The sequence below is a fragment of the Streptomyces sp. VTCC 41912 genome (genome assembly GCF_045799175.1).
Taxonomy (GTDB): domain Bacteria; phylum Actinomycetota; class Actinomycetes; order Streptomycetales; family Streptomycetaceae; genus Streptomyces; species Streptomyces albulus_C.
Genome location: NZ_JBJMAB010000020.1, coordinates 51148 through 70758 on the forward strand (window position 1 = coordinate 51148; position 19611 = coordinate 70758).

General features: G+C 73.5%; 19 protein-coding genes. 14 read left to right on the top strand and 5 right to left on the bottom strand.

Annotated elements, in window-relative coordinates; genetic code table 11:
• Positions 1 to 33 precede the first annotated feature (33 nt).
• The 7 genes from ACJ6WD_RS25230 (at position 34) to ACJ6WD_RS25260 (ending at position 8240) form a co-directional block, all read left to right on the top strand.
• Positions 34 to 696: a TetR family transcriptional regulator gene (locus ACJ6WD_RS25230; protein WP_233660889.1), complete on the top strand. Its 663-nt coding sequence runs from the start codon at positions 34 to 36 to the stop codon at positions 694 to 696.
• Between the two features lie 221 nt (positions 697 to 917).
• Entirely contained in the window at positions 918 to 2132 is a 1215-nt protein-coding gene (locus tag ACJ6WD_RS25235; RefSeq protein ID WP_407616543.1) for an alpha/beta hydrolase, read from the top strand.
• A 195-nt stretch (positions 2133 to 2327) separates the two neighbouring features.
• Entirely contained in the window at positions 2328 to 3206 is an 879-nt protein-coding gene (locus ACJ6WD_RS25240) for a DUF4429 domain-containing protein (RefSeq protein WP_233660891.1), read from the top strand.
• Between the two features lie 141 nt (positions 3207 to 3347).
• Positions 3348 to 4769, top strand: coding sequence for a sensor histidine kinase (locus ACJ6WD_RS25245; protein WP_233660892.1), 1422 nt, complete (start codon positions 3348 to 3350; stop codon positions 4767 to 4769).
• Positions 4766 to 5446 carry a response regulator transcription factor gene (locus ACJ6WD_RS25250; RefSeq protein ID WP_233660893.1) on the top strand — a complete coding sequence of 227 codons (681 nt, stop codon included), beginning with the start codon at positions 4766 to 4768 and terminating at the stop codon, positions 5444 to 5446. Before ACJ6WD_RS25245 ends, ACJ6WD_RS25250 begins: the two co-directional genes overlap by 4 nt.
• Before the next feature lie 213 nt (positions 5447 to 5659).
• Entirely contained in the window at positions 5660 to 6826 is a 1167-nt protein-coding gene (locus ACJ6WD_RS25255) for an alpha/beta hydrolase (RefSeq protein ID WP_407616544.1), read from the top strand.
• Positions 6827 to 6950: 124 nt separating this feature from the next.
• A complete protein-coding gene (locus ACJ6WD_RS25260) occupies positions 6951 to 8240 on the top strand; it encodes an acyltransferase family protein (RefSeq protein WP_407616545.1) in 1290 nt (429 codons plus the stop codon).
• A gap of 68 nt (positions 8241 to 8308) precedes the next feature.
• On the opposite strand, the gene ACJ6WD_RS25265 is transcribed toward ACJ6WD_RS25260, so the two are convergent.
• Both ACJ6WD_RS25265 and ACJ6WD_RS25270 read right to left on the bottom strand, forming a co-directional pair.
• Positions 8309 to 9331: an aldo/keto reductase gene (locus ACJ6WD_RS25265; protein ID WP_407616546.1), complete on the bottom strand. Its 1023-nt coding sequence runs from the start codon at positions 9329 to 9331 to the stop codon at positions 8309 to 8311.
• A gap of 7 nt (positions 9332 to 9338) precedes the next feature.
• The gene (locus ACJ6WD_RS25270) at positions 9339 to 9854 is read right to left on the bottom strand and encodes a MerR family transcriptional regulator (RefSeq protein ID WP_331248414.1); all 516 of its coding nucleotides are present in this window, start codon (positions 9852 to 9854) and stop codon (positions 9339 to 9341) included.
• A 189-nt stretch (positions 9855 to 10043) separates the two neighbouring features.
• Between ACJ6WD_RS25270 and ACJ6WD_RS25275 the strand changes: the two genes are divergently transcribed.
• A complete protein-coding gene (locus ACJ6WD_RS25275) occupies positions 10044 to 10865 on the top strand; it encodes a serine hydrolase (RefSeq protein ID WP_233660898.1) in 822 nt (273 codons plus the stop codon).
• A 38-nt stretch (positions 10866 to 10903) separates the two neighbouring features.
• Here ACJ6WD_RS25275 and ACJ6WD_RS25280 read toward each other — a convergent pair whose 3' ends face one another.
• The gene (locus ACJ6WD_RS25280; RefSeq protein ID WP_407616547.1) at positions 10904 to 11575 is read right to left on the bottom strand and encodes a pirin family protein; all 672 of its coding nucleotides are present in this window, start codon (positions 11573 to 11575) and stop codon (positions 10904 to 10906) included.
• 58 nt (positions 11576 to 11633) lie between these two features.
• Between ACJ6WD_RS25280 and ACJ6WD_RS25285 the strand changes: the two genes are divergently transcribed.
• The 5 genes from ACJ6WD_RS25285 to ACJ6WD_RS25305 all read left to right on the top strand — a co-directional run bounded on the left by ACJ6WD_RS25285 (position 11634) and on the right by ACJ6WD_RS25305 (position 16643).
• A complete protein-coding gene (locus ACJ6WD_RS25285; protein ID WP_233660900.1) occupies positions 11634 to 12818 on the top strand; it encodes a CdaR family transcriptional regulator in 1185 nt (394 codons plus the stop codon).
• Positions 12819 to 12907: 89 nt separating this feature from the next.
• Positions 12908 to 13864: an ACP S-malonyltransferase gene (locus ACJ6WD_RS25290; RefSeq protein ID WP_376447013.1), complete on the top strand. Its 957-nt coding sequence runs from the start codon at positions 12908 to 12910 to the stop codon at positions 13862 to 13864.
• 13 nt (positions 13865 to 13877) lie between these two features.
• The gene (locus ACJ6WD_RS25295) at positions 13878 to 14924 is read left to right on the top strand and encodes a ketoacyl-ACP synthase III (protein WP_233660902.1); all 1047 of its coding nucleotides are present in this window, start codon (positions 13878 to 13880) and stop codon (positions 14922 to 14924) included.
• Positions 14925 to 15031: 107 nt separating this feature from the next.
• Positions 15032 to 15280: an acyl carrier protein gene (locus ACJ6WD_RS25300; protein WP_016572342.1), complete on the top strand. Its 249-nt coding sequence runs from the start codon at positions 15032 to 15034 to the stop codon at positions 15278 to 15280.
• Positions 15281 to 15356: 76 nt separating this feature from the next.
• A complete protein-coding gene (locus tag ACJ6WD_RS25305; protein WP_233660903.1) occupies positions 15357 to 16643 on the top strand; it encodes a beta-ketoacyl synthase in 1287 nt (428 codons plus the stop codon).
• A gap of 89 nt (positions 16644 to 16732) precedes the next feature.
• Here the strand turns inward: ACJ6WD_RS25305 and ACJ6WD_RS25310 are convergent, their stop codons facing one another.
• Positions 16733 to 17623, bottom strand: coding sequence for an NAD(P)-dependent oxidoreductase (locus ACJ6WD_RS25310; protein ID WP_376444294.1), 891 nt, complete (start codon positions 17621 to 17623; stop codon positions 16733 to 16735).
• Between the two features lie 101 nt (positions 17624 to 17724).
• Positions 17725 to 18219: a DUF3145 domain-containing protein gene (locus tag ACJ6WD_RS25315; RefSeq protein WP_016572339.1), complete on the bottom strand. Its 495-nt coding sequence runs from the start codon at positions 18217 to 18219 to the stop codon at positions 17725 to 17727.
• A 325-nt stretch (positions 18220 to 18544) separates the two neighbouring features.
• On the opposite strand from ACJ6WD_RS25315, the gene ACJ6WD_RS25320 reads away from it, so the two are divergent.
• Positions 18545 to 19483, top strand: a complete 939-nt coding sequence (locus tag ACJ6WD_RS25320) for an SGNH/GDSL hydrolase family protein (RefSeq protein ID WP_407616548.1) — start codon at positions 18545 to 18547, stop codon at positions 19481 to 19483.
• Positions 19484 to 19611 lie beyond the last annotated feature (128 nt).

Sequence of the window (19611 nt, forward strand, 5' to 3'; positions counted from 1 at the left end):
ATCAGCGAGAACTCCACGGAAAGGCGGCGCAGGATGGCGGACCCGACGCCGCAGACACCCCCCACCGGGCTGCGCGAACGCAAGAAGCAGCGCACCCGGGACGCCCTGATCCGCGCCGCGCTGGAGCTGTTCACGGAGCGCGGCTACGAGGCGACGACGATCGACGAGATCGCCGAGGCCGTGGACGTCTCCCAGCGCACCTTCTTCCGGTACTTCGCCAACAAGCAGGACGTCGTCTTCGCCGTCCAGGACATGGTCGAGGCCCGCTTCCTCCAGGAGCTGCGCGCGCGACCGGCGGACGAACCGCCGCTGTCGGCCCTGCGCGGCGCCGTGTTGACCGCCTGGGACGACATCGGCGACGCCATCGCGTCGGTGATCCCGGTGGACCTGCACATGCGGGCGTTCCGCATGATCGAGTCGACGCCGGCGCTGATCGCGGCGCACCTGCGGCGTTCCACCGAGTTGGAGGAGCAGATCGCCCAGCTGATCGCCCGGCGCGAGGGGTTGGACGTGGACGTCGATCCGCGGCCGCGGGTGTTGGTCGCCGCGTTCAGCGGGGTGATGCGGGTGGCCGGGAAGGTGTGGGGCGAGGGGCACGACTGCAGCGTCGCGGGCATCCGGGAGTTGACGCGGTCCTATCTGGACCACATGGGGCCGGCGATCGAGACGGACTGGCGGACGGGCCGGAACCACTGAGGCCGTCGCCTCCCTCCGCACACGCCCGCGACCGGCGGTGACGACCTCCGTCCAGTCCGTGACCGGCTCTTTCCGTTCTTTTCCGAACGTGACGGGGTCCGCACGACTAGCTTTCGGACCGCTTTGCGATCTGTCCGATTCCTCACAAATACCCTGCCCGAAACGTGAGATGGCTCACGGGTGTCCGCGGGTGCCCTTCGCGTCTCCTAGGGTGGCCCGCGGTGACTTCTTTCTCGGGCTTCGGCCCCTCCTCCGGTTTCCTCCAGTCCACCGTGTGGCGAGGTTCGCTCGCTCTGCTGGTGGTGTTCGTGATGCTCGCCCTGACGGGGTGGACGGCCATCAGAAACACCAAGGAGGACGCCAACCCGCTGGCCACCGCGAGAGCCGCCTGGCGGCACGCCACCTTCCACGGACGGCCGCTGCCCCAGCCCGACGCCGCCCCGGCCACCCTGCGCGCCTTCTTCTCCTCCCTCAGCCAGGCAGAGGGACGGCAGCTCGCGGCCCGCTACCCCCTCGTCGTCGGCAACATGGGCGGCGCCCCCGTCACCCTCCGCTACGACGCCAACCGGATGGCGATCGACGCCGCCCGCAAGGTCGAGAAGCGGCGCATGGGCGATCACCGGCTCACCCCGGTCGGCCGCCAGGAGGCGAGCCGGCTGATGCACCGCCTGGCCTCGCTGATGAGCCCCGAGCGCCAGATCCTGGCGTTCGACCCGGCGGGCGACGGCCGGGCCGCGGAGGTCTTCGGCGACCTGCGCACCGCCGACCGGGTCTCCGTCGTGGTGCCCGGCGTCGACACCAACCTGTCCACCTTCGAGCGCACCGCCAAGGCGACGGCCGCCCCCGTGGGCATGGCCGAGTCCCTGTACGCCGCCGAGCGGACCGCCAGTCCCGGCGCCCGTACCGCGGTGATCGCGTGGGCCGACTACACCACGCCGTCCGGACTGGGCGTCGAGGCGGCCACCGGGCAGCTCGCCCAGGCGGGCGCGGTCCGGCTGCGCGCCCTGGTGAACGCGCTGCCGTCCGCCGACTCCGTCTCGCTGTTCTGCCACAGCTACGGGTCCGTGGTGTGCGGCCTCGCCGCCCGGGACCTCCCCGACAACGTCACCGACATCACGGTGGCCGGCAGCCCCGGCATGCGGGCCGGGAGCGTGGCGGGGCTCGGCACGCACGCCCGGGTCTGGGCGATGCGGGACGCCGACGACTGGATCCAGGACGTGCCGTACCTGGAGGTCGGCGGGCTCGGCCACGGTGCCGACCCGGTCGATCCGTCCTTCGGGGCCCGGGTGCTGTCGGCGCAGGGCGCGGCCGGCCACGCCGGGTACTTCGCGGGCGGCACCCAGAGCCTGCACAACTTCGCCCTGGTCGGCGTGGGTGACCTCGGGTCGGTGGACTGTGCCGCCACCGACCCCCGCTGCAGCGCGGACCTGGCCTGACGGCCGGCCCGCACTGGCGGTTGCCGCGGGTACGGCCCGGCGCCCGGGGACGGGCCGTGCCCGCGGGAACCGCACCCGCACGAAGTGACGTGAACAGGGCAGGGAGACCCCCGATCGACCGGGGTCCCGTGACACGCGCAGCGCTGGCGTCCGGAAGGGGGACGGGCGGGCAACCACCCGCTTACGATGAGCCACATGGGTGATGTGCTGGCCGGTTTTCACGCCGTCTGGGAGTTCGACTCGGACTCCGTACTCATCCGCTTCGAACGGGGGATCCGCAAGCCGAAGCTGTTCCAGGCACTCGGCGAGCGACGCATTCCGTACGAGGCGCTGAGGACCGTCGAGGTCTCCGCGGGCAGGCGCGGCACCGTGGTGCTGCACGCCGTGCCGCGATGGGGCGCCGATCCGCTGATGGAGGTGGCCGACGGGCAGTTGAAGGAGGACGCCGATCCGTACCGGCTGGTGCTGCCGGCCGAGCGCGAGTTGCTGGCCTCGTACTACGCCGACGCGCTGTCCAGCGCGCTGGACCCCGCCGCCGAGGAGCCCGCGGACCGGTTCCTGGTGACCGCGCCGGACCCGCCGCTGCACTTCAAGGCGTACGACGGCAAGGCGTCGTTCGACGGCCGGGCGGTGGCCTTCCGGTGGTTCTGGACGGGCGCGTCGTCGGCGAAGTGGAAGAGCGGCGACCAGACCTTCGCCGTCGACGCGCTGGCCGGTGTGGAGTGGCGCTCGCCGGAGGTCCTCAACGGCCATCTGCGGCTGCTGGAGCGCGATGCCCCCGAGCCCCGGACGGGCGAGGCCGACCAGGACCCGGCCGCGGTGGTCTTCGGGCTCGGCTACGGCCCGGTCCACGAGTCCCTGCCGTTCGCGGCCGCCGTCCTCCAGGCCGTGCGCAGCGCGGAGAAGGCGCCGGACGCCGCGGAGCGGGCACCGGTGCGGCGCCCCGGGAGCACCGGCCGGGCCCCCGCGGACATCGCGGACCGGATCCGGCACCTCGGCGAACTGCACGGGGCGGGGCTGCTGACGGACGACGAATTCAGCACGAAGAAGGCGGAGTTGCTGGCCGAGCTGTAGCGCGGCGCGCCACCGGCTCCCCGGCCGGCGCCCGACGGCGCTCCGGCCCGCCGGCCTCGGCGTCATACCGTGGTACGGGGCACAAGCCCGCACCACGGTATGACGCCGAGGTGTGCGCGGTCCGCTTACATTGATCCCGCGATGTCCACACGATCCCTTCCCCCCGAAGACGAACCGACCGGCGACGACGGGCGCCGACCGGTCCGCACCGCCGCGCTGCGCGCCGCCCGCCACGTACTGCGGGCCGCGCGCTCGGCACTGCGCGTGCTCGCCACCGAGCTCGGCACGCCGACCCGCCCCGGCACCCCGCTGTTCGACAGCGCGCGCGGACGCTGGGTGCGCCGACTGCCGTACGTGGTGGCGTTCGGGTTCGCGGTGTCGCTGCTGCCGTCGGGGGCCAACGTCCTCGGCAACGACTACGGCGTGGCCGGTGGTCTGGCCGGTGCGCTGGCCACCGCGCAGAGCGTGCCGCTGCTGCTCGCGGTGACCCGGCCGTTGCAGGCGTGGTGGGTGATGTTCGCGGCGAACGTCGTCTGTGCGGTGGTGCTGACCGGCGTCGACGGGGTCGCGGGCCGCCCGTGGCCGTGGCCGCCCACGGTGATCGTCGGCTATCTCGCGCTGATGATGGCGCTGTCGGTGCGCGAGCGCCGGCGCACCCTGATCGCGGTCTGGCTCACGACCGGGGTGGCGGGGGTGCTCTTCGACGCGGTGGCGCCCGAGCGCAGCCAGAGCACCTCGGTGTTGATGTTCGTACTGTCCGGTGTGGTGCTGCTGCTGGGCGCCGCCCTGCGGGAACGGGGCGACGCCCAGCGGAAGTTGCAGGAGCAGGAGACCATCAGCGAGGCGGAGCGGGCCCGGCGCACCTTGTTGGAGGAGCGCACCCGGATCGCCCGCGAGCTGCACGACGTGGTGGCCCACCACATGTCGGTGATCACGGTCCAGGCGGACAGCGCGCCGTACCGCATCAGCGGGATACCCCAGGAGGCCCAGGAGGAGTTCGGGGCGATCGCGACGAGTGCCCGCGAGTCGCTGGCCGAGATGCGCCGGCTCCTCGGGGTGCTGCGCAGCGAGGAGACCGAGCGGCAGGAAGGCCCGGGCCCTGAGCGGGCCCCGCAGCCGGGCATCGGCCAGCTGGCGAAGCTGGTCGAGGCGACCGTACGGGCCGGTGTGCCGGTGGAGTTGGTGCTGCCAAAGGAGCCGGTGGCGCCCGAACCCGCGGTGGACCTGTCGGCGTACCGCATCGTCCAGGAGGCGCTGGCCAATGTGGTGCGGCACGCCCCGGGCGCGCCGACCCGGGTGTCGGTGACGACGACCGGCGACGGCGCGCGGCTGACGGTGCTGGTGGTCAACGAACGCCCCGCCCCGCCGATGTCCGCTCCGCTGGAGACCAGCGGCACCGGGCACGGCCTGGTGGGGATGCGGGAGCGGGTGCGCCTGGTGGATGGCACGCTGGACACCGGGCCGCTGCCCGGCGGTGGCTTCCGGGTCGCCGCCCAACTCCCGCTCTCCGCACCGATCCCACCGTCCGGCCCCCACCCAGTGAAGGACTCCGACGCCCCATGACGACCCGCGTGATCATCGTCGACGACCAGGCCATGGTGCGGGCGGGGTTCGCCGCGCTGCTCGCCGCGCAAGCCGACATCGACGTGGTGGGTGACGCGGCGGACGGCGTGCAGGGCGTGGAGTTGAGCCGGCGGCTCCACCCCGACGTGGTGCTGATGGACGTCCGGATGCCGGAGATGGACGGGCTGGAGGCGGCCCGTCGCCTGCTCGATCCGCCGGTCGGGGTCGTCCACCGCCCGAAGGTGCTGATGCTGACCACCTTCGACGTCGACGACTACGTCTACGAGGCGTTGCGCGCCGGCGCCTCCGGTTTCCTGCTCAAGGACGCGCCGCCGGCCGACCTGATCTCCGCGGTCCGGGTGGTGGCGGCCGGCGAGGCGCTGCTCGCGCCGTCGGTGACCCGCCGGCTGATCGCCGACTTCGCCCGGCAGCGGCCGGAGCCCCGCACGGACCGCACCGCACTGCGGCTCAACGGCCTCACCCCGCGCGAGACGGAGGTCCTGGAGCTGATCGCCCGCGGGCTGTCCAACCAGGAGATCGCCGACCGGCTGGTCCTCGCCGAGCAGACCGTCAAGACCCACATCGGCCGGGTGCTCGCCAAGTTGGAGCTGCGCGACCGCGCCCAGGCCGTGATCTTCGCCTACGAGTCGGGACTGGTCTCGCCCGGCGCGCGCTGATACCGCCGTCTCGGGTTGTCCCCACCGGCCCTTCGGGTTAGCCCCACCCTCCCCGACGGGACAGCCCCCGGCTCCTCCTCCGCGGGGACGACCGCCGGCCCGGACCCCCTACCCCGGTATCACCCGGGAGTTGGCTCCGCGGTGTGACGCCGCGTCACCCACCGGCTTCCTACCTTTCCCTCTGCCACACCGCTGGAAGAGGGAGAGACCACCATGACCGTGCTGCGGAGCGCCGCCCGGCGCAGCAAGCGGACGCTCGCCGCCGCCGTCCTCGCGCTGACCGTCGTCGCGGGGACCGGCGGCTGGGCGGCCGGCTCCGCGCAGACCGCGGTCACCGGCCCGGCCCCCGGCGCCGCCGCCTGGCGCGCCGACCACGCGCTCGGGATCCCGCTACCGGATCCGGCGAGCGCCTCCCCCGCCGCGGTCGCACGGTTCTTCGCCGGACTGACCGACGCCCAGCAACGGGCGCTCGTCGCCCGGCACCCGCTCACCGTCGGCAACCTCGACGGGGCGCCGGTCGCCCTGCGGTACGCCGCCAACGCCCGTGCGCTGCGCGCGGAACGGGACCGCGAGCTGGCCCGCACCACCGACCCGTCCGGCACCCTCCAGGACCACCAGCAGGCCGCGCGGACGGCCGCACGCTACGCCGCGCTGCTCGCTCCCGGCCGCCGGATCCTCGCCTTCGACCCGCGCGGACGCGGCCAAGTGGCCGAAGTGCAGGGCGACTTGGCGTCCGCGCAGCACGTCGCGGTGATCGTGCCGGGCTCGGACATCGACCTGTCGACCTTCGACCGCACCACCGACCGGTACGGCACGCCGACCGGCATGGCCGCGTCGCTGCGCCGGCAGATGGCCGCCGAGGCGCCGCAGGTGCGGACCGCGGTGATCGCCTGGGTCGGGTACACCACCCCGGTCGGCCTCGGCCCGGACGCCGCGACCGGCCGGCTCGCCGAGGCCGGCGCGCCCCGGCTGAACCGCTTCCTGGCCGGCCTGGCCGCCACCGGCGCCCCCGCCCCGGCCGTGCTGTGCCACAGCTACGGGTCGGTGGTGTGCGGCCTGGCCGTCCCGCACGCCGGCCGCGGTCGCCTCGCCGACCTGGTGGTCTTCGGTTCGCCCGGGATGCGCCGGGACGACGCCGCGCAGCTGCGCACCACGACCCGGGTGTGGGCGGCGCGGGACGCCTCCGACTGGATCGGCAGGGTCCCGCACGTCGAACTGCTGGGGCTCGGGCACGGCGCCGACCCCACCGATCCGGCGTTCGGCGCCCGTCGGGTCCCCGCCGAGCGGGCCCAGGGCCACACCGGCTACCTCGCCCCCGGCACCGACTCGCTCCGCAACTTCGCCGCGATCGCCCTGGGGCGCTACGGCGACGTGCACTAGCCGGCCGCGTCGTCCGCCGGGGCGCGACCGGCGTCGCCGTCCCCCGCAGGTGCCGCCCCAAGGCTCCGAGGCCCGAAAACCCCGAGGCCGCCCCGCCCCGCACCTCCTCGACCAAGGACGCCCCATGACCACCGAGAGCCCCGTTCCCGTCACGAGACCCACCAGCCGCGCGGATCGCCCCCGCGCCGCCCTGCCCGCGCTCCGCGCCAGGGCCGGCGCCGCCGTCCGCGCCCTCGACGCCCGCACCCCGGCCCACCGCGACCGGGCCCTGGACGGTCTGCGGGCGCTGGCCCTGCTCTCCGTCCCCACGGGGCACTGGCTGCTCGGCGGCTTCACCCGGGACGCCGACGGCACGCTGCACAACGCCAGCCCGCTGACCACGCTCGGCTTCCTCGCCCCGGCGAGCTGGCTGCTCCAGATGCTCGGCGTCTTCTTCCTGGTCGGCGGGCACGCCTCGGTGCTGTCCCTGCGGCGCAGCGCCGCCCTAGGCGGCTCCACAGCGGGGTGGTTGGGCGGCCGGCTCGCCCGGTTGGGCCGCCCGGTGCTGGGCGTGACCGCCGTCTGGGCCGCGCTGGTCCCGCTGCTGCACGGCCTGGGGGTGCCCACCGCGACGCTGCGCACGGGGGCCACGCTGGTCATCCAACCGCTGTGGTTCGTCGGGATCTACGCCGTGGTCACCGCGCTGACGCCGCTCTGCGCCGCGGCCGCCCGCCGGGCGGGCCTGTGGAGCGCGGCGGTGCTGCTGGTGTCGGTCGCCGCCGTGGACGTCCTGCGCTACGGGCCGCTCGCCGCGGCCGTGCCGTCCTGGTTGGGCCTGGTGAACCTGGTGCCCGGCTGGCTGTTCGGCTACCAACTCGGCGTCTGCTGGGGCGAGGGGCGGCTGGGCCGGCCCGCCGCCCGGATCCTGCTGGTGGGCGGCGCCGCGCTGTTCGCCGCGCTGCTGCTGTTCTTCCACTACCCGGCGAGCATGGTGGGCGTCCCCGGTCAGGACCGGGTCAACTCCCACCCGCCGTCGCTGCTGGTGCTGGCGCTGGCCGCGGCCCAGTCCGGTGCGGCGGTGCTGCTGCGGGACAAGCTCGCGCGACTGCTGCGCCGGCCCGCCCTGTGGGCGCCGGTGGTCGTGATCAACCTGTCGGCGATGACGATCCTGTGCTGGCACCAGACGGCGATGTTCGCGGCGGCCCTGCCGGTGTCGGCGGCGGGCGCCGTACCGGGCCTGACCGCCGTGCCGGACACGCTCGGCTGGCTCGCGGTGCGGCTGGCGTGGCTGCCGGTCTTCGCCGTCCTGCTCGTCCTGATCGGGTCGGTGACCCGCCGCTTCGAGGCGCCGTGGACGGGGGTCGGCGGGGCCCGGCGGGCGAGCGCGGCGGTGCTGGCCGCGGCCTTCGCGGTGTTTGCCCTGGGGTACGCGTGACGGGCGCGGGGCGCCGCGTCGGACCGGCAGGGTCCGCCACGGCGCCCCGGGCGCTCCGCCGGCCGGTGCTACTCGCGCCCGGCCGAGGTGAACCGCATGTCGGCGTAGCGGTCGCCCGCCACCTTGCCCGCGATCGGCTCCAGCAGGGCGAGCTGCTCCGCGGTCAGCTCGATCCGGGTCGCGCCGGTGTTCTCCTCGACCCGGCTGCGCTTGCGGGTGCCGGGGATCGGGACGACCGTCAGCCCGCGGGTGGCCGACTGCTGCTGCACCCAGGCCAGCGCGATCTGGCCGAGGGTGGCGCCGTGCGCGTCGGCGACCGTGCGGACCGGCTCCAGCAGCGTGGCGTTGGCGGCCGCGTTGTCGCCGGTGAAGCGGGGCTGCTGGCGGCGGAAGTCGTCGGCGGTCAGTTCCTGGTCGGCGTGGACGAACGAGCCGGTGAGGAAGCCGCGGCCGAGCGGCGAGTAGGGCACGAGGGCCACGCCGAGCTCGGCGGCGGCCGGCACCACGCCCGCCTCGATGTCCCGGCTGAACAGCGACCACTCGGACTGGACCGCGGCGATCGGGTGCACGGCGTGCGCGGCCCGCAGTTCGGCGGCGGTCACCTCGCTCAGGCCCAGGTGCTTGACCTTGCCCTCGGCGACCAGCTCGGCCATGGCGCCGACCGTCTCCTCCAGGGGGACGCGCACGTCGCGGCGGTGCATGTAGTAGAGGTCGATCTGTTCGACGCCCAGGCGCCGCAGGCTGCCCTCGATGGCCTGGCGGACGTAGGGCCGGTCGTTGCGGATGGTGCGCCTGGTGGGGTCCTGCGGGTCGTTGGCCAGCGCGAACTTGGTGGCCAGGACGACCTCGTCGCGGTGCGCCCGGAGGAAGGGGGCGATGAACTCCTCGTTGTCGCCGTCGCCGTAGACGTCGGCGGTGTCGTAGAGCGTGACGCCCAGCTCCAGCGCGCGCTCCAGGGTGGCCCGCGCCTCGCCGGCGTCCTCCGTGGGGCCGTAGGCCCAGCTCATGCCCATGCAGCCGAGGCCCTGGACACCCACCTGCGGGCCGTCGGCGCCCAGCCGGACAGTGTCGATCTTCGTGTCGTTCGCCATGAGAACTTCAGACCCTCTCGGACGCCCGCCGGGCGTCGGCGTAGATACCGATCTTGTAGTCGAGGACGTCGGCGGTGCTCTCCAGCTCGGCGATCCGCTGCCGGACGTCCTCGCGGTGCCGGGTGAGCAGCTCCTCGCGCTCGGCGAAGGTCCCTTCGCCCTCGCGCACCAGCTCCGCGTACCGGACCATGTCCGCGACCGGCATGCCGGTCAGCCGGAGCTTGCCGACCAGATCCAGCCAGTCCAGGTCGCGGTTGGTGAAGCGGCGCTGCCCGGTGTGCGTCCGGTCCACGTGCGGCATCAGGCCGATCCGCTCGTACCAGCGCAGGGTGTGGGCGCTGAGTCCGGTGTGCTGGGCCACCTCGCTGATGGTGTACCGGTCGCGACCGGCCGGCCGCGGGTAGTCCCCGCGGGCGGTCCCGCAGCCCCGGAGCGTCGCCGGCCGCGGCCTGGGGCACACCGCCTCCGGCAGGCCCGCCACCACCGTGCCGCTGGTCACCGGTTCGCTCTGCGTCACCGTCATGCCGCGTCTTCCCCCTCGTCGTTCCCGGGTGCGCCACCGCCCCCGATGCCGTGGCGCACCGGACGTCGTGCCGGGCGCCTCTCGACGTCCTCAACGCTAAAGAGTTGGAGTGCACTCCAAGCAAGCACCGGCGGCGGGCAGTCTTGACCGGAATTTGAAGGCGTTCGGGCACCCCGTAGGCTCGGGCCCATGCAGAGCCTGGGGATGATCGAGAACTGGCCGGTGCCCACCGCGGCGGCCGCCGTCGTACGGGCCGATGGCTCGGTGGTCGGATCGTACGGCCCGCTGGAGCACCGCTTCCCGCTGGCGTCGGTCACCAAGCCGCTGGCCGCCTACGCGGCGCTGCTGGCCGTCGAGGAGGGCGCCGTCGAGCTGGACGAGCCGGCCGGCCCCGAGGGCTCCACGGTCCGTCACCTGCTCGCCCACACCTCGGGGCTGGCGTTCGACGAGGCGCGCCAGGTGGCCGCCCCCGGCACCCGGCGGATCTACTCCAACGCCGGTTTCGAGGCGCTCGGCGACCACCTCGCCAAGGCCACCGACATCCCGTTCCCCCAGTACCTGCACGAGGCGGTGCTGGCCCCACTGGGCATGGCCTCCACCGAACTGGCCGGCTCCCCGGCCAAGGACGGCGTCTCCACCGTCGCGGACCTGGTCCGCTTCGCGGCCGAACTCCAGGCACCGCGCCTGCTGGCACCGCAGACCCTCGCGGCGGCGACGCGGGTGGTCTTCCCGGGCCTGACCGGGGTGCTGCCGGGCTACGGCCACCAGAAGCCCAACGACTGGGGCCTGGGCTTCGAGATCCGCGACGGGAAGGCCCCGCACTGGACGGGCGCCGCCTCCTCGCCGCGCACCTTCGGGCACTTCGGGCAGTCCGGAACGTTCCTGTGGGTGGACCCCGTGGCCGGGGCGGCCTGCGTGGCGCTGACCGACCGGAACTTCGGCCCGTGGGCCGTCGAGACCTGGCCCGTCCTGACCGACGCGGTCCTGGCCGAGCTGGCCGGCAGCAGCTGAGGCCGGCCGCGGAGCCGGCACCCGGTCTGCCCCGCAGCTCACCCGTAGACCGGCTCCGCCCCCATCTCCCACACCAGACACTCCGCGCCCTGCGGCGCCACCAGGTCCAGGCCGTGCGCCTCGCTGATCCGCGCCGCGTCCCCGGCCGCCAGTTCCTCGCCCCCGAGCCGCACCTCGCCCCGTACGACGTGGACGTAGACCCGCGCGGCAGCCGGGACGGCGGTGCGCCCGCCCGTCCCGAGGCGGCACACCCGCAGCGTGGCGCCGGCCCGGGCCAGCGGCAGCGGCGTGCCCTCGGCGACGCCCCGCACCACCGCGTACTCCGGCTCGCCACCGGGAGCGAGGGGCGTCAGCCACATCTGCACGAAGCGCAGCGGCACCGGGCCGTCGTTGCGCTCCACGTGCCGGACCCCGCCGGCGGAGCTGAGCCGCTGGAGGTCGCCGGGGCGTACGGTCGTGGCACGGCCCGTCGAATCGCGGTGGGTCAGCTCGCCCTCGACGACCCAGGTGACGATCTCGGTGTCCCGGTGCGGGTGCTCGTCGAACCCGGCGCCGGGTGCCAGGCGCTCCTCGTTGCAGGCGACCAGCGCGCCGAAGCGCAGGTTGTCCGGGTCGTAGTGGGGACCGAAGGAGAACGCGTGCCGCGACTCGATGCCGGCGGCCTCGTCACCGCCCCGATAGCGCTCCGCGCCCCTGCGCACCTGAATCATCGGGCCACCGTAGCCCCACCGCTCCACCCCCTCATCCCGATAGGGCAGGCTTGGTCCCGTGTCTGAACCCGCATCGCGCGACGCGCACCCGCACTCCGCGACCCTCCGGCGGCTGGAGAACTCCTCCGGCAAGCTGGCGGCCGCAGCGATCTCCCGCATGGACGCCACACTGCCGTGGTACCGCGCGATGCCCCCGGAGAACCGTTCCTGGATCGGCCTGGTGGCACAGGCCGGCATCGCCGCGTTCACCGAGTGGTTCCGCCACCCGGAGACGCCCCAGGCGATCAGCACCGACGTGTTCGGGACGGCGCCGCGCGAGCTGACCCGGGCGATCACCCTGCGGCAGACGGTGGAGATGGTCCGCACCACGATCGAGGTCATGGAGACCGCGATCGACGAGGTCGCGGCACCGGGCGACGAGTCCGTGCTGCGCGAGGCGCTGCTGGTCTACGCCCGCGAGATCGCCTTCGCCACCGCCCAGGTCTACGCCCAGGCCGCCGAGGCGCGCGGCGCGTGGGACGCCCGCCTGGAGTCCCTGGTGGTCAATGCGGTGCTCTCCGGGGAGGCCGACGAGGGCGCCGTCTCCCGGGCCGCGGCCCTCGGCTGGAACGCGCCGGAGCACGTGTGCGTGGTGCTGGGCACCGCCCCGGACGGCGACAGCGAACTGACCGTCGAGGCGATCCGGCGGGCCGCCCGGCACGCCAAGCTCCAGGTGCTGACCGGCGTGCTGGGCAGCCGGCTGGTGGTGATCGCGGGCGGCTCGGACAATCCGGTCAAGGCCGCCAAGGCCCTGATCGGGCCGTTCGCCGCAGGTCCCGTGGTGGCCGGTCCGGTGGTCGCCGACCTGCTCGCCGCGACCCGTTCCGCGCAGGCCGCCGCCGCCGGGCTGCGGGCCTGTGCGGCCTGGCCGGACGCCCCCCGGCCGGTGCTCGCGGACGACCTGCTGCCGGAGCGCGCGATGGCCTCGGACCCGGTCGCCCGCGAGCAGCTGGTGGAGGAGATCTACAGACCGCTGGAGGAGGCCGGTTCGGCGCTCCTGGAAACACTCAGCGTCTATCTGGAGCAGGCGAGCAGCCTGGAGGGCGCGGCGCGGATGCTGTTCGTCCACCCCAACACCGTGCGCTATCGGCTGCGACGTGTGACTGACGTCACCGGCTGGTCGCCGTCCGACGTCCGGTCCGCATTTACGCTGCGTATCGCCCTGATCCTGGGGCGTCTCGCTGACGGTGAGGCTCAACCCTAGACTTTTGTCGAACACCAACAATTCCCCCGATGGTTCTTCGTCCCTGTCCCCACGGGCGGGCGGGACCTCCCACAAGAGAGAGTGTGAGGGTGCTCGTACTCGTCGCTCCCGGCCAAGGCGCTCAGACGCCCGGCTTCCTGATCCCCTGGCTCGACCTCCCCGGGGTCGAGGACCAGCTTCGCGAATGGTCCGCGGCCATCGACCTGGACCTCGTCCACTACGGCACCAAGGCCGACGCCGACGAGATCCGCGACACCGCGGTGGCCCAGCCGCTGCTGGTGGCCTCCGCCCTGGTCTCGGCGCGCCAGCTCTTCCCGCACACCGACGACCTCGTCGCACGGGTCGGCGCGACGGCCGGCCACAGCGTCGGTGAGCTCGCCGCCGCGGCCCTGGCCGGCACCGTCTCCGACGCCGAGGCGATGACGCTGGTGCGCCGCCGCGGACTGGCGATGGCCGAGGCCGCCGCCCTCACCGAGACGGGCATGGCCGCGCTGCTGGGCGGCGACGAGGACGTCGTCCTGCCGCACCTGGAGAAGCTCGGCCTGACCGCGGCGAACGTGAACGGCGCCGGGCAGATCGTCGCCGCCGGCACCGCCGAGCAGATCGCCACCCTGGTGGAGAACAAGCCCGAGGGCACCCGCCGGGTCGTACCGCTGAAGGTGGCCGGCGCGTTCCATACTCACCACATGGCACCCGCCGTCTCGGCCCTGGAAGCCGCCGTCACCGCGTTGTCGCCGGCCGACCCGCGCACCCGCTACGTGTCCAACAAGGACGGCCAGGCGGTCACTTCCGGCCAGGAAGTGGTGCAGCGACTGGTCGGCCAGGTGGCCAACCCGGTCCGCTGGGACCGCTGCATGGAGACCTTCCAGCAGCTCGGTGCCACCGCGCTCATCGAGGCCGCTCCCGGCGGCACCCTCACGGGCCTGGCCAAGCGCGCCCTGCCCGGAGTGAAGACGCTCGCCCTGAAGACGCCCGACGACCTGGACGCGGCCCGTGAGCTGATCACCAACGCAGCGGACGCCGCGCCCGCAGCATCGGCCGAATAGGAGTCCGCAGCGCATGACCTCGAAGATCAAGCCTTCCAAGGGCGCCCCGTACGCACGGATCATGGGTGTCGGCGGCTACCGCCCGACCCGTGTCGTGCCGAACGAGGAGATCCTCAAGCACATCGACTCGTCCGACGAGTGGATCCGTTCGCGGTCGGGCATCTCCACGCGCCACTGGGCGGGCCCGGACGAGACCGTCGCGACCATGGCGGTCGAGGCGTCCGGCAAGGCCATCGCGGACGCCGGCATCACGCCCGAGCAGATCGGCGCGGTGGTCGTCTCCACCGTCTCGCACTTCAAGCAGACCCCGGCCATCGCGACGGAGATCGCGCACCTCGTCGGTGCGGGCAAGCCGGCCGCGTTCGACATCTCCGCGGGCTGCGCCGGCTTCGGCTACGGGCTGACGCTGGCCAAGGGCATGGTCACCGAGGGCTCCGCCGAGTACGTCCTGGTGATCGGCGTCGAGCGGCTCTCGGACCTGACGGACCTCGAAGACCGCGCGACGGCCTTCCTGTTCGGCGACGGCGCAGGCGCGGTCATCGTCGGCCCGGCCAAGGAGCCGGCGATCGGCCCGACGGTGTGGGGCTCGGAGGGCGACAAGTCCGAGACCATCAAGCAGACCCTCTCGTGGGACGTGTACCGCACCACCCCGACCCCCGGTGGCGACGGGCCGGAGCAGCGTCCCGCGCCCGAGGCGGTCCGCTACCCCGCCATCACCCAGGAGGGCCAAGCGGTCTTCCGGTGGGCGGTGTTCGAGATGGCGAAGGTCGCCCAGCAGGCGCTGGACGCGGCCGGGGTCAGCCCGGACGACCTGGACGTCTTCATTCCGCACCAGGCCAACATGCGGATCATCGACTCGATGGTGAAGACTCTGAAGCTGCCGGAGAGCGTCACGGTCGCCCGTGACGTGGAGACCACCGGCAACACCTCGGCCGCCTCGATTCCGCTCGCCATGGAGCGGCTGCTGGCGACCGGTCAGGCCAAGAGCGGGGACACCGCGCTGGTCATCGGCTTCGGGGCGGGTCTCGTGTACGCCGCGACGGTCGTTACTCTCCCCTAGGCAAGATCTGCGCAGCCCGGCACCGAGCACGAGGGGCCGGCCGCTGCGGGACCTTCACCGCTTCACCGTAAAACAAGCAGTTTCCCGCTAATCGAAGGAGCGCCATCATGGCCGCCACTCAGGAAGAGATCGTCAAGGGTCTCGCCGAGATCGTCAACGAGATCGCCGGCATCCCCACCGAGGACGTCCAGGTGGACAAGTCCTTCACCGATGACCTGGACGTCGACTCGCTGTCCATGGTCGAGGTCGTCGTCGCCGCCGAAGAGCGCTTCGACGTGAAGATCCCGGACGACGACGTCAAGAACCTCAAGACCGTCGGTGACGCGACCGACTACATCCTCAAGCACCAGTCCTGATCTGGCGCAGCGCATGTCGCCACCCCGCGGTGGCGCCGTCGATTCAGACACCTCTACCCGTGGAGTAAGAATTCCCGTGAACGCGACCAATCGCACCGTGGTCGTCACCGGTATCGGCGCAACCACACCGCTGGGTGGCGACAGCGCTTCGACCTGGGAGGGCATGCTCGCCGGCCGGTCCGGCGTGAGCCCCCTGGAGCAGGAATGGGCAGCCGACCTGCCGGTCAAGATCGCCGCGCAGGCGGCGGTGGACCCCGGCGAGATCCTGCCCCGCCCGCAGGCCCGCCGACTGGACCGCTCGGCGCAGTTCGCGCTGATCGCGGCCCGTGAGGCGTGGGCGGACGCCGGCTTCACGGTCAAGGCCGGCGAGCCGGACGCGGCCGCCGGGCCGGCCGGTTCGGTCAACCCCGACCGGCTGGGCACCGTCATCGCCTCCGGCATCGGCGGCGTGACCACGCTGCTGGGCCAGTACGACGTCCTCCGCGAGAAGGGCGTCCGCCGGGTCTCGCCGCACACGGTGCCGATGCTGATGCCCAACGGGCCGTCGGCCAACGTCGGTCTGGACGTCAACGCGCGCGCCGGTGTGCACACCCCGGTGAGCGCCTGCGCCTCCGGCTCCGAGGCCATCGGCTACGCCATCGAGATGATTCGCACCGGTCGTGCCGACATCGTCGTCGCGGGCGGTACGGAGGCGGCCATCCACCCCCTGCCGATCGCCGCGTTCGGCAACATGATGGCGATGTCGAAGAACAACGACGACCCGCAGGGCGCCTCGCGTCCGTTCGACAGCGGCCGCAACGGCTTCGTCCTCGGCGAGGGCGCCGGCGTGATCGTCCTGGAGTCGGCCGAGCACGCCGCCCGGCGCGGCGCCCGGGTCTACGCCGAGGCGGTCGGCCAGGGCATCTCCGCCGACAGCCACGACATCGTGCAGCCGGAGCCGTCCGGCAACGGCATCGCGCACGCGCTGCAGAACCTGCTCGACAACAGCGACCTCGCCGCGTCCGAGATCGTGCACGTCAACGCGCACGCCACCTCGACCCCGCAGGGCGACCTGGCGGAGCTGAAGGCGCTGCGCAAGGTCTTCGGCGACGACGTGGACCACATGGCGGTCTCCGCCACCAAGTCGATGACCGGCCACCTCCTGGGCGGCGCGGGCGGCGTGGAGACGGTCGCCACCATCCTGGCGCTGTACCACCGGACGGCCCCGCCGACCATCAACGTGGAGAACCTCGACCCCGAGGTCGACGCGGACATCGTCCGCGGCGAGGTCCGGGCCCTGCCGGCCGAGGGCCGGATCGCGGCGCTGAACGACTCGTTCGGCTTCGGCGGCCACAACGTGGTCCTCGCCTTCCGCACGGCCTGAGGCCCCACCAGGCCGCGCCTGACGCAGGCAGTACGCGGGCCCGCCCGGTCACGACGACCGGGCGGGCCCGCGTGCGTCCGGACGGGCGGTCAGTCGTCGAAGCTGGCGAAGTACGCGGCAATGCCGTCCTCGTCGCCGTGGCCCTGGGCCTCGGCGCGGCGGAAGCGCTCCGCGGTCGCGGCCGCCAGGTCCATCCGGACGCCGGAGGACCGCCCGGCCTCGCCGATCAGCCGGGCGTCCTTGCGGGCCGCGGAGACCGTGAAGCTCGGCGCCAGATCGCCGGAGAGCAGCAGGTCCGACTTCATCCGCAGGTAGGGCATGTCGAGCGAGCCGCCGGCGATCGCCTCCAGGAACTCCCGCGGGTCCACGCCCAGCCCCTTGGCGAGCGCCAGGGTTTCACCGGTACCGCCGATGATGGTGAGCACCCAGCTGTTGACGACCAGCTTGAGCCGGCTGGCGGCACCGCCCGCGGCGTCGTCGCCGACCCACTGGGTGCGGCCGCCGACGATGTCGAAGACCGTGTCGGCGCGTTCGCGGAGCTCGGGTGCACCGGCGGCGAGGACGATCAACTGGCCCTTCTCCGCGGGTGCCTTGGTGCCCAGTACGGGGGCGTCCACGAAGCGGAGGTCCTGTTCCGCGGCGAAGCGCACCAGCGGTTCCAGGGCGGCGGGCCCGACGGTGCCCATCTGGAGCCAGAGGGTGCCGGGGGCCAGTCGCGGGGCGGCCTGGCGCACGGCGTCGAGCGCGGCGGGCCCGTCGAGCAGCATGGTGAGGACGACGTCGGCGCCGTCCACCGCCTCGCCCGGGGTGTCGGTGACCCGGACCCCGTCGGCGGCCAGCGGCTCGGCCTTGGCGCGGGTGCGGTTCCAGGCGCGGACGTCCAGCCCGGCGCGGGCGAGGTTGCGGGTCATCGCCGCGCCCATGATCCCGGTGCCGAGGACGGCGATCGCGAGGGTGTCGGAAGTGGTGTTGTCGACCATGGCCGCACGCTAGGACCTGGAGCGCACTCCAGGTCAACCGTGCGCCGTGTGTCGCGGAACGACACCGGCACGAGGCTCCGTACGGGCGTGTGCGGGGCGTCTCAGACGACCTGGTGGAGCCAGCGGACGGGGGCGCCCTCACCGGCGTAGCGGAAGGGCTCCAGCTCGTCGTCCCAGGGCTTGCCGAGCAGCTTGGCGACCTCGGCGGCGAGTTCGGTCTCGCCGCGGGCGGAGCGGGCGACGGCGGCCCGCAACCGGTCCTCGGGGATGAGGATGTCGCCGTGGATGCCGGTGACGGCGTGGAAGATGCCGAGGTCCGGGGTGGAGCTGTAGCGCTCGCCCTCCGCGCTGGTGCACGGCTCGGCGGTCACCTCGAAGCGCAGCAGGTGCCAGCCGCGCAGCGCGGAGGCGAGCTTGGAGGCGGTGCCGGCCTCGCCCTGCCAGGAGAACTCGGCTCTCCAGGTGCCGGGCGACGCCGGCTGGCGGATCCAGTCGAGGTTGACGCGCACCCCGAGGACGCCCGCCACCGCCCATTCGACGTGCGGGCACAGCGCTCGTGGAGCGGAGTGGACGTACAGGACTCCACGTGTCGTCACCGGGACCTCCCGTGCGGATCGAGGTTCGCCTTCCCCAGCGGCCTCGTGCCCGTTCCGGTCGCGGCCGGGACAGCTGTCGACATTCTGCCCCAGTGATCACTTCGGCACCAGCATGCGAGGTGACCTACAGTAAACACCATTAGGCGGAAATTGCCGCAAAAGGGACAGGAAATGACGTGTTGTAATTTGTCTGTGCTGACTGGACGTGCCACTTCGGGTCACCGCCCGGCAGGCACGGGGCAAAGCTACCGCGCGGTGCAGGACCGGAAGTGACGTACCGTCGGTACCCGAAGAGATATCACTCGCACGCCGGAGGGGACAGGGGATGACGACGAACGATCGACCCGCCCGCCCCCGGCGTCCCCGCCCGGCGACCCGTGCCGCCCTCGCCTCGGCGATGGTCTGCGCGCTGCTGGCCACCCTCGCCGCCTGCGGTGACGGCTCCGCCCCGCACGGCCGCGCCGCGGTCAAGCCGAGCGCGAAACCTACGCCCGTCTGGCGGACCGACCCCGCCTCGATCGCCGCCCTCGGCGACTCCATCACCGTCGGCTTCGACGCCTGCACCGTGCTCTCCGACTGCCCCGAGGTCTCCTGGTCCACCGGCACCAGCCCCAAGGTCAAGAGCCTGGCCCGGCGGCTGCTGCCGAAGGACGCGGCCGCGCACAGCTGGAACTACGCCCGGACCGGCGCCCTGATGAGCGACCTGCCGCAGCAGATCACCGCGGCGGCGGCCCGCCGGCCCGAGTTGGTCACCGTCCTGATCGGCGCCAACGACGCCTGCCGCAGCGACGTCCGGGCGATGACCTCCCCCGCCGCCTTCCGCGCCGGGTTCGAACGGTCCATGAAGACCCTGCGGCGCGCCCTGCCGCGCACCCAGGTGTACGTCGCGGCCGTGCCGGACCTGTTGCGGCTGTGGTCCGAGGGGCGCAAGAACCCGCTCGGCAAGCAGGTGTGGAAGCTGGGCATCTGCGGGTCGATGCTGCGCGACCCGGACGACGTGACGAAGCCGGCGCAGGACCGGCGGACGCTGGTCCGGGAGCGGGTGATGGCGTACAACGAGGCGCTGGCGGAGGTCTGCGCCGAGGACCAGCTGTGCCGGTTCGACCGGTCGGTCTTCGACTACCGCTTCACCGGGCAGCAGTTGAGCACCTGGGACTGGTTCCACCCGGGGCTTCAGGGCCAGCAGGAGCTGGCGGAGCTGGCCTTCAAGACCATCACCCGCAAGGAAGACCCCCCGAAGGACGAAGCGGCCTCCACCGGATGAGTCGGCCCCGGGCCGGCCCGACCCGGCCGGCCCGACCCGGTCTCGGGGGAACCCCTAAGGGCGACGGGGCGGTGGTCATACCGTGCGGTGACGGCGAAGGTCATACCGTGCGGCGACGTGGACGGGGT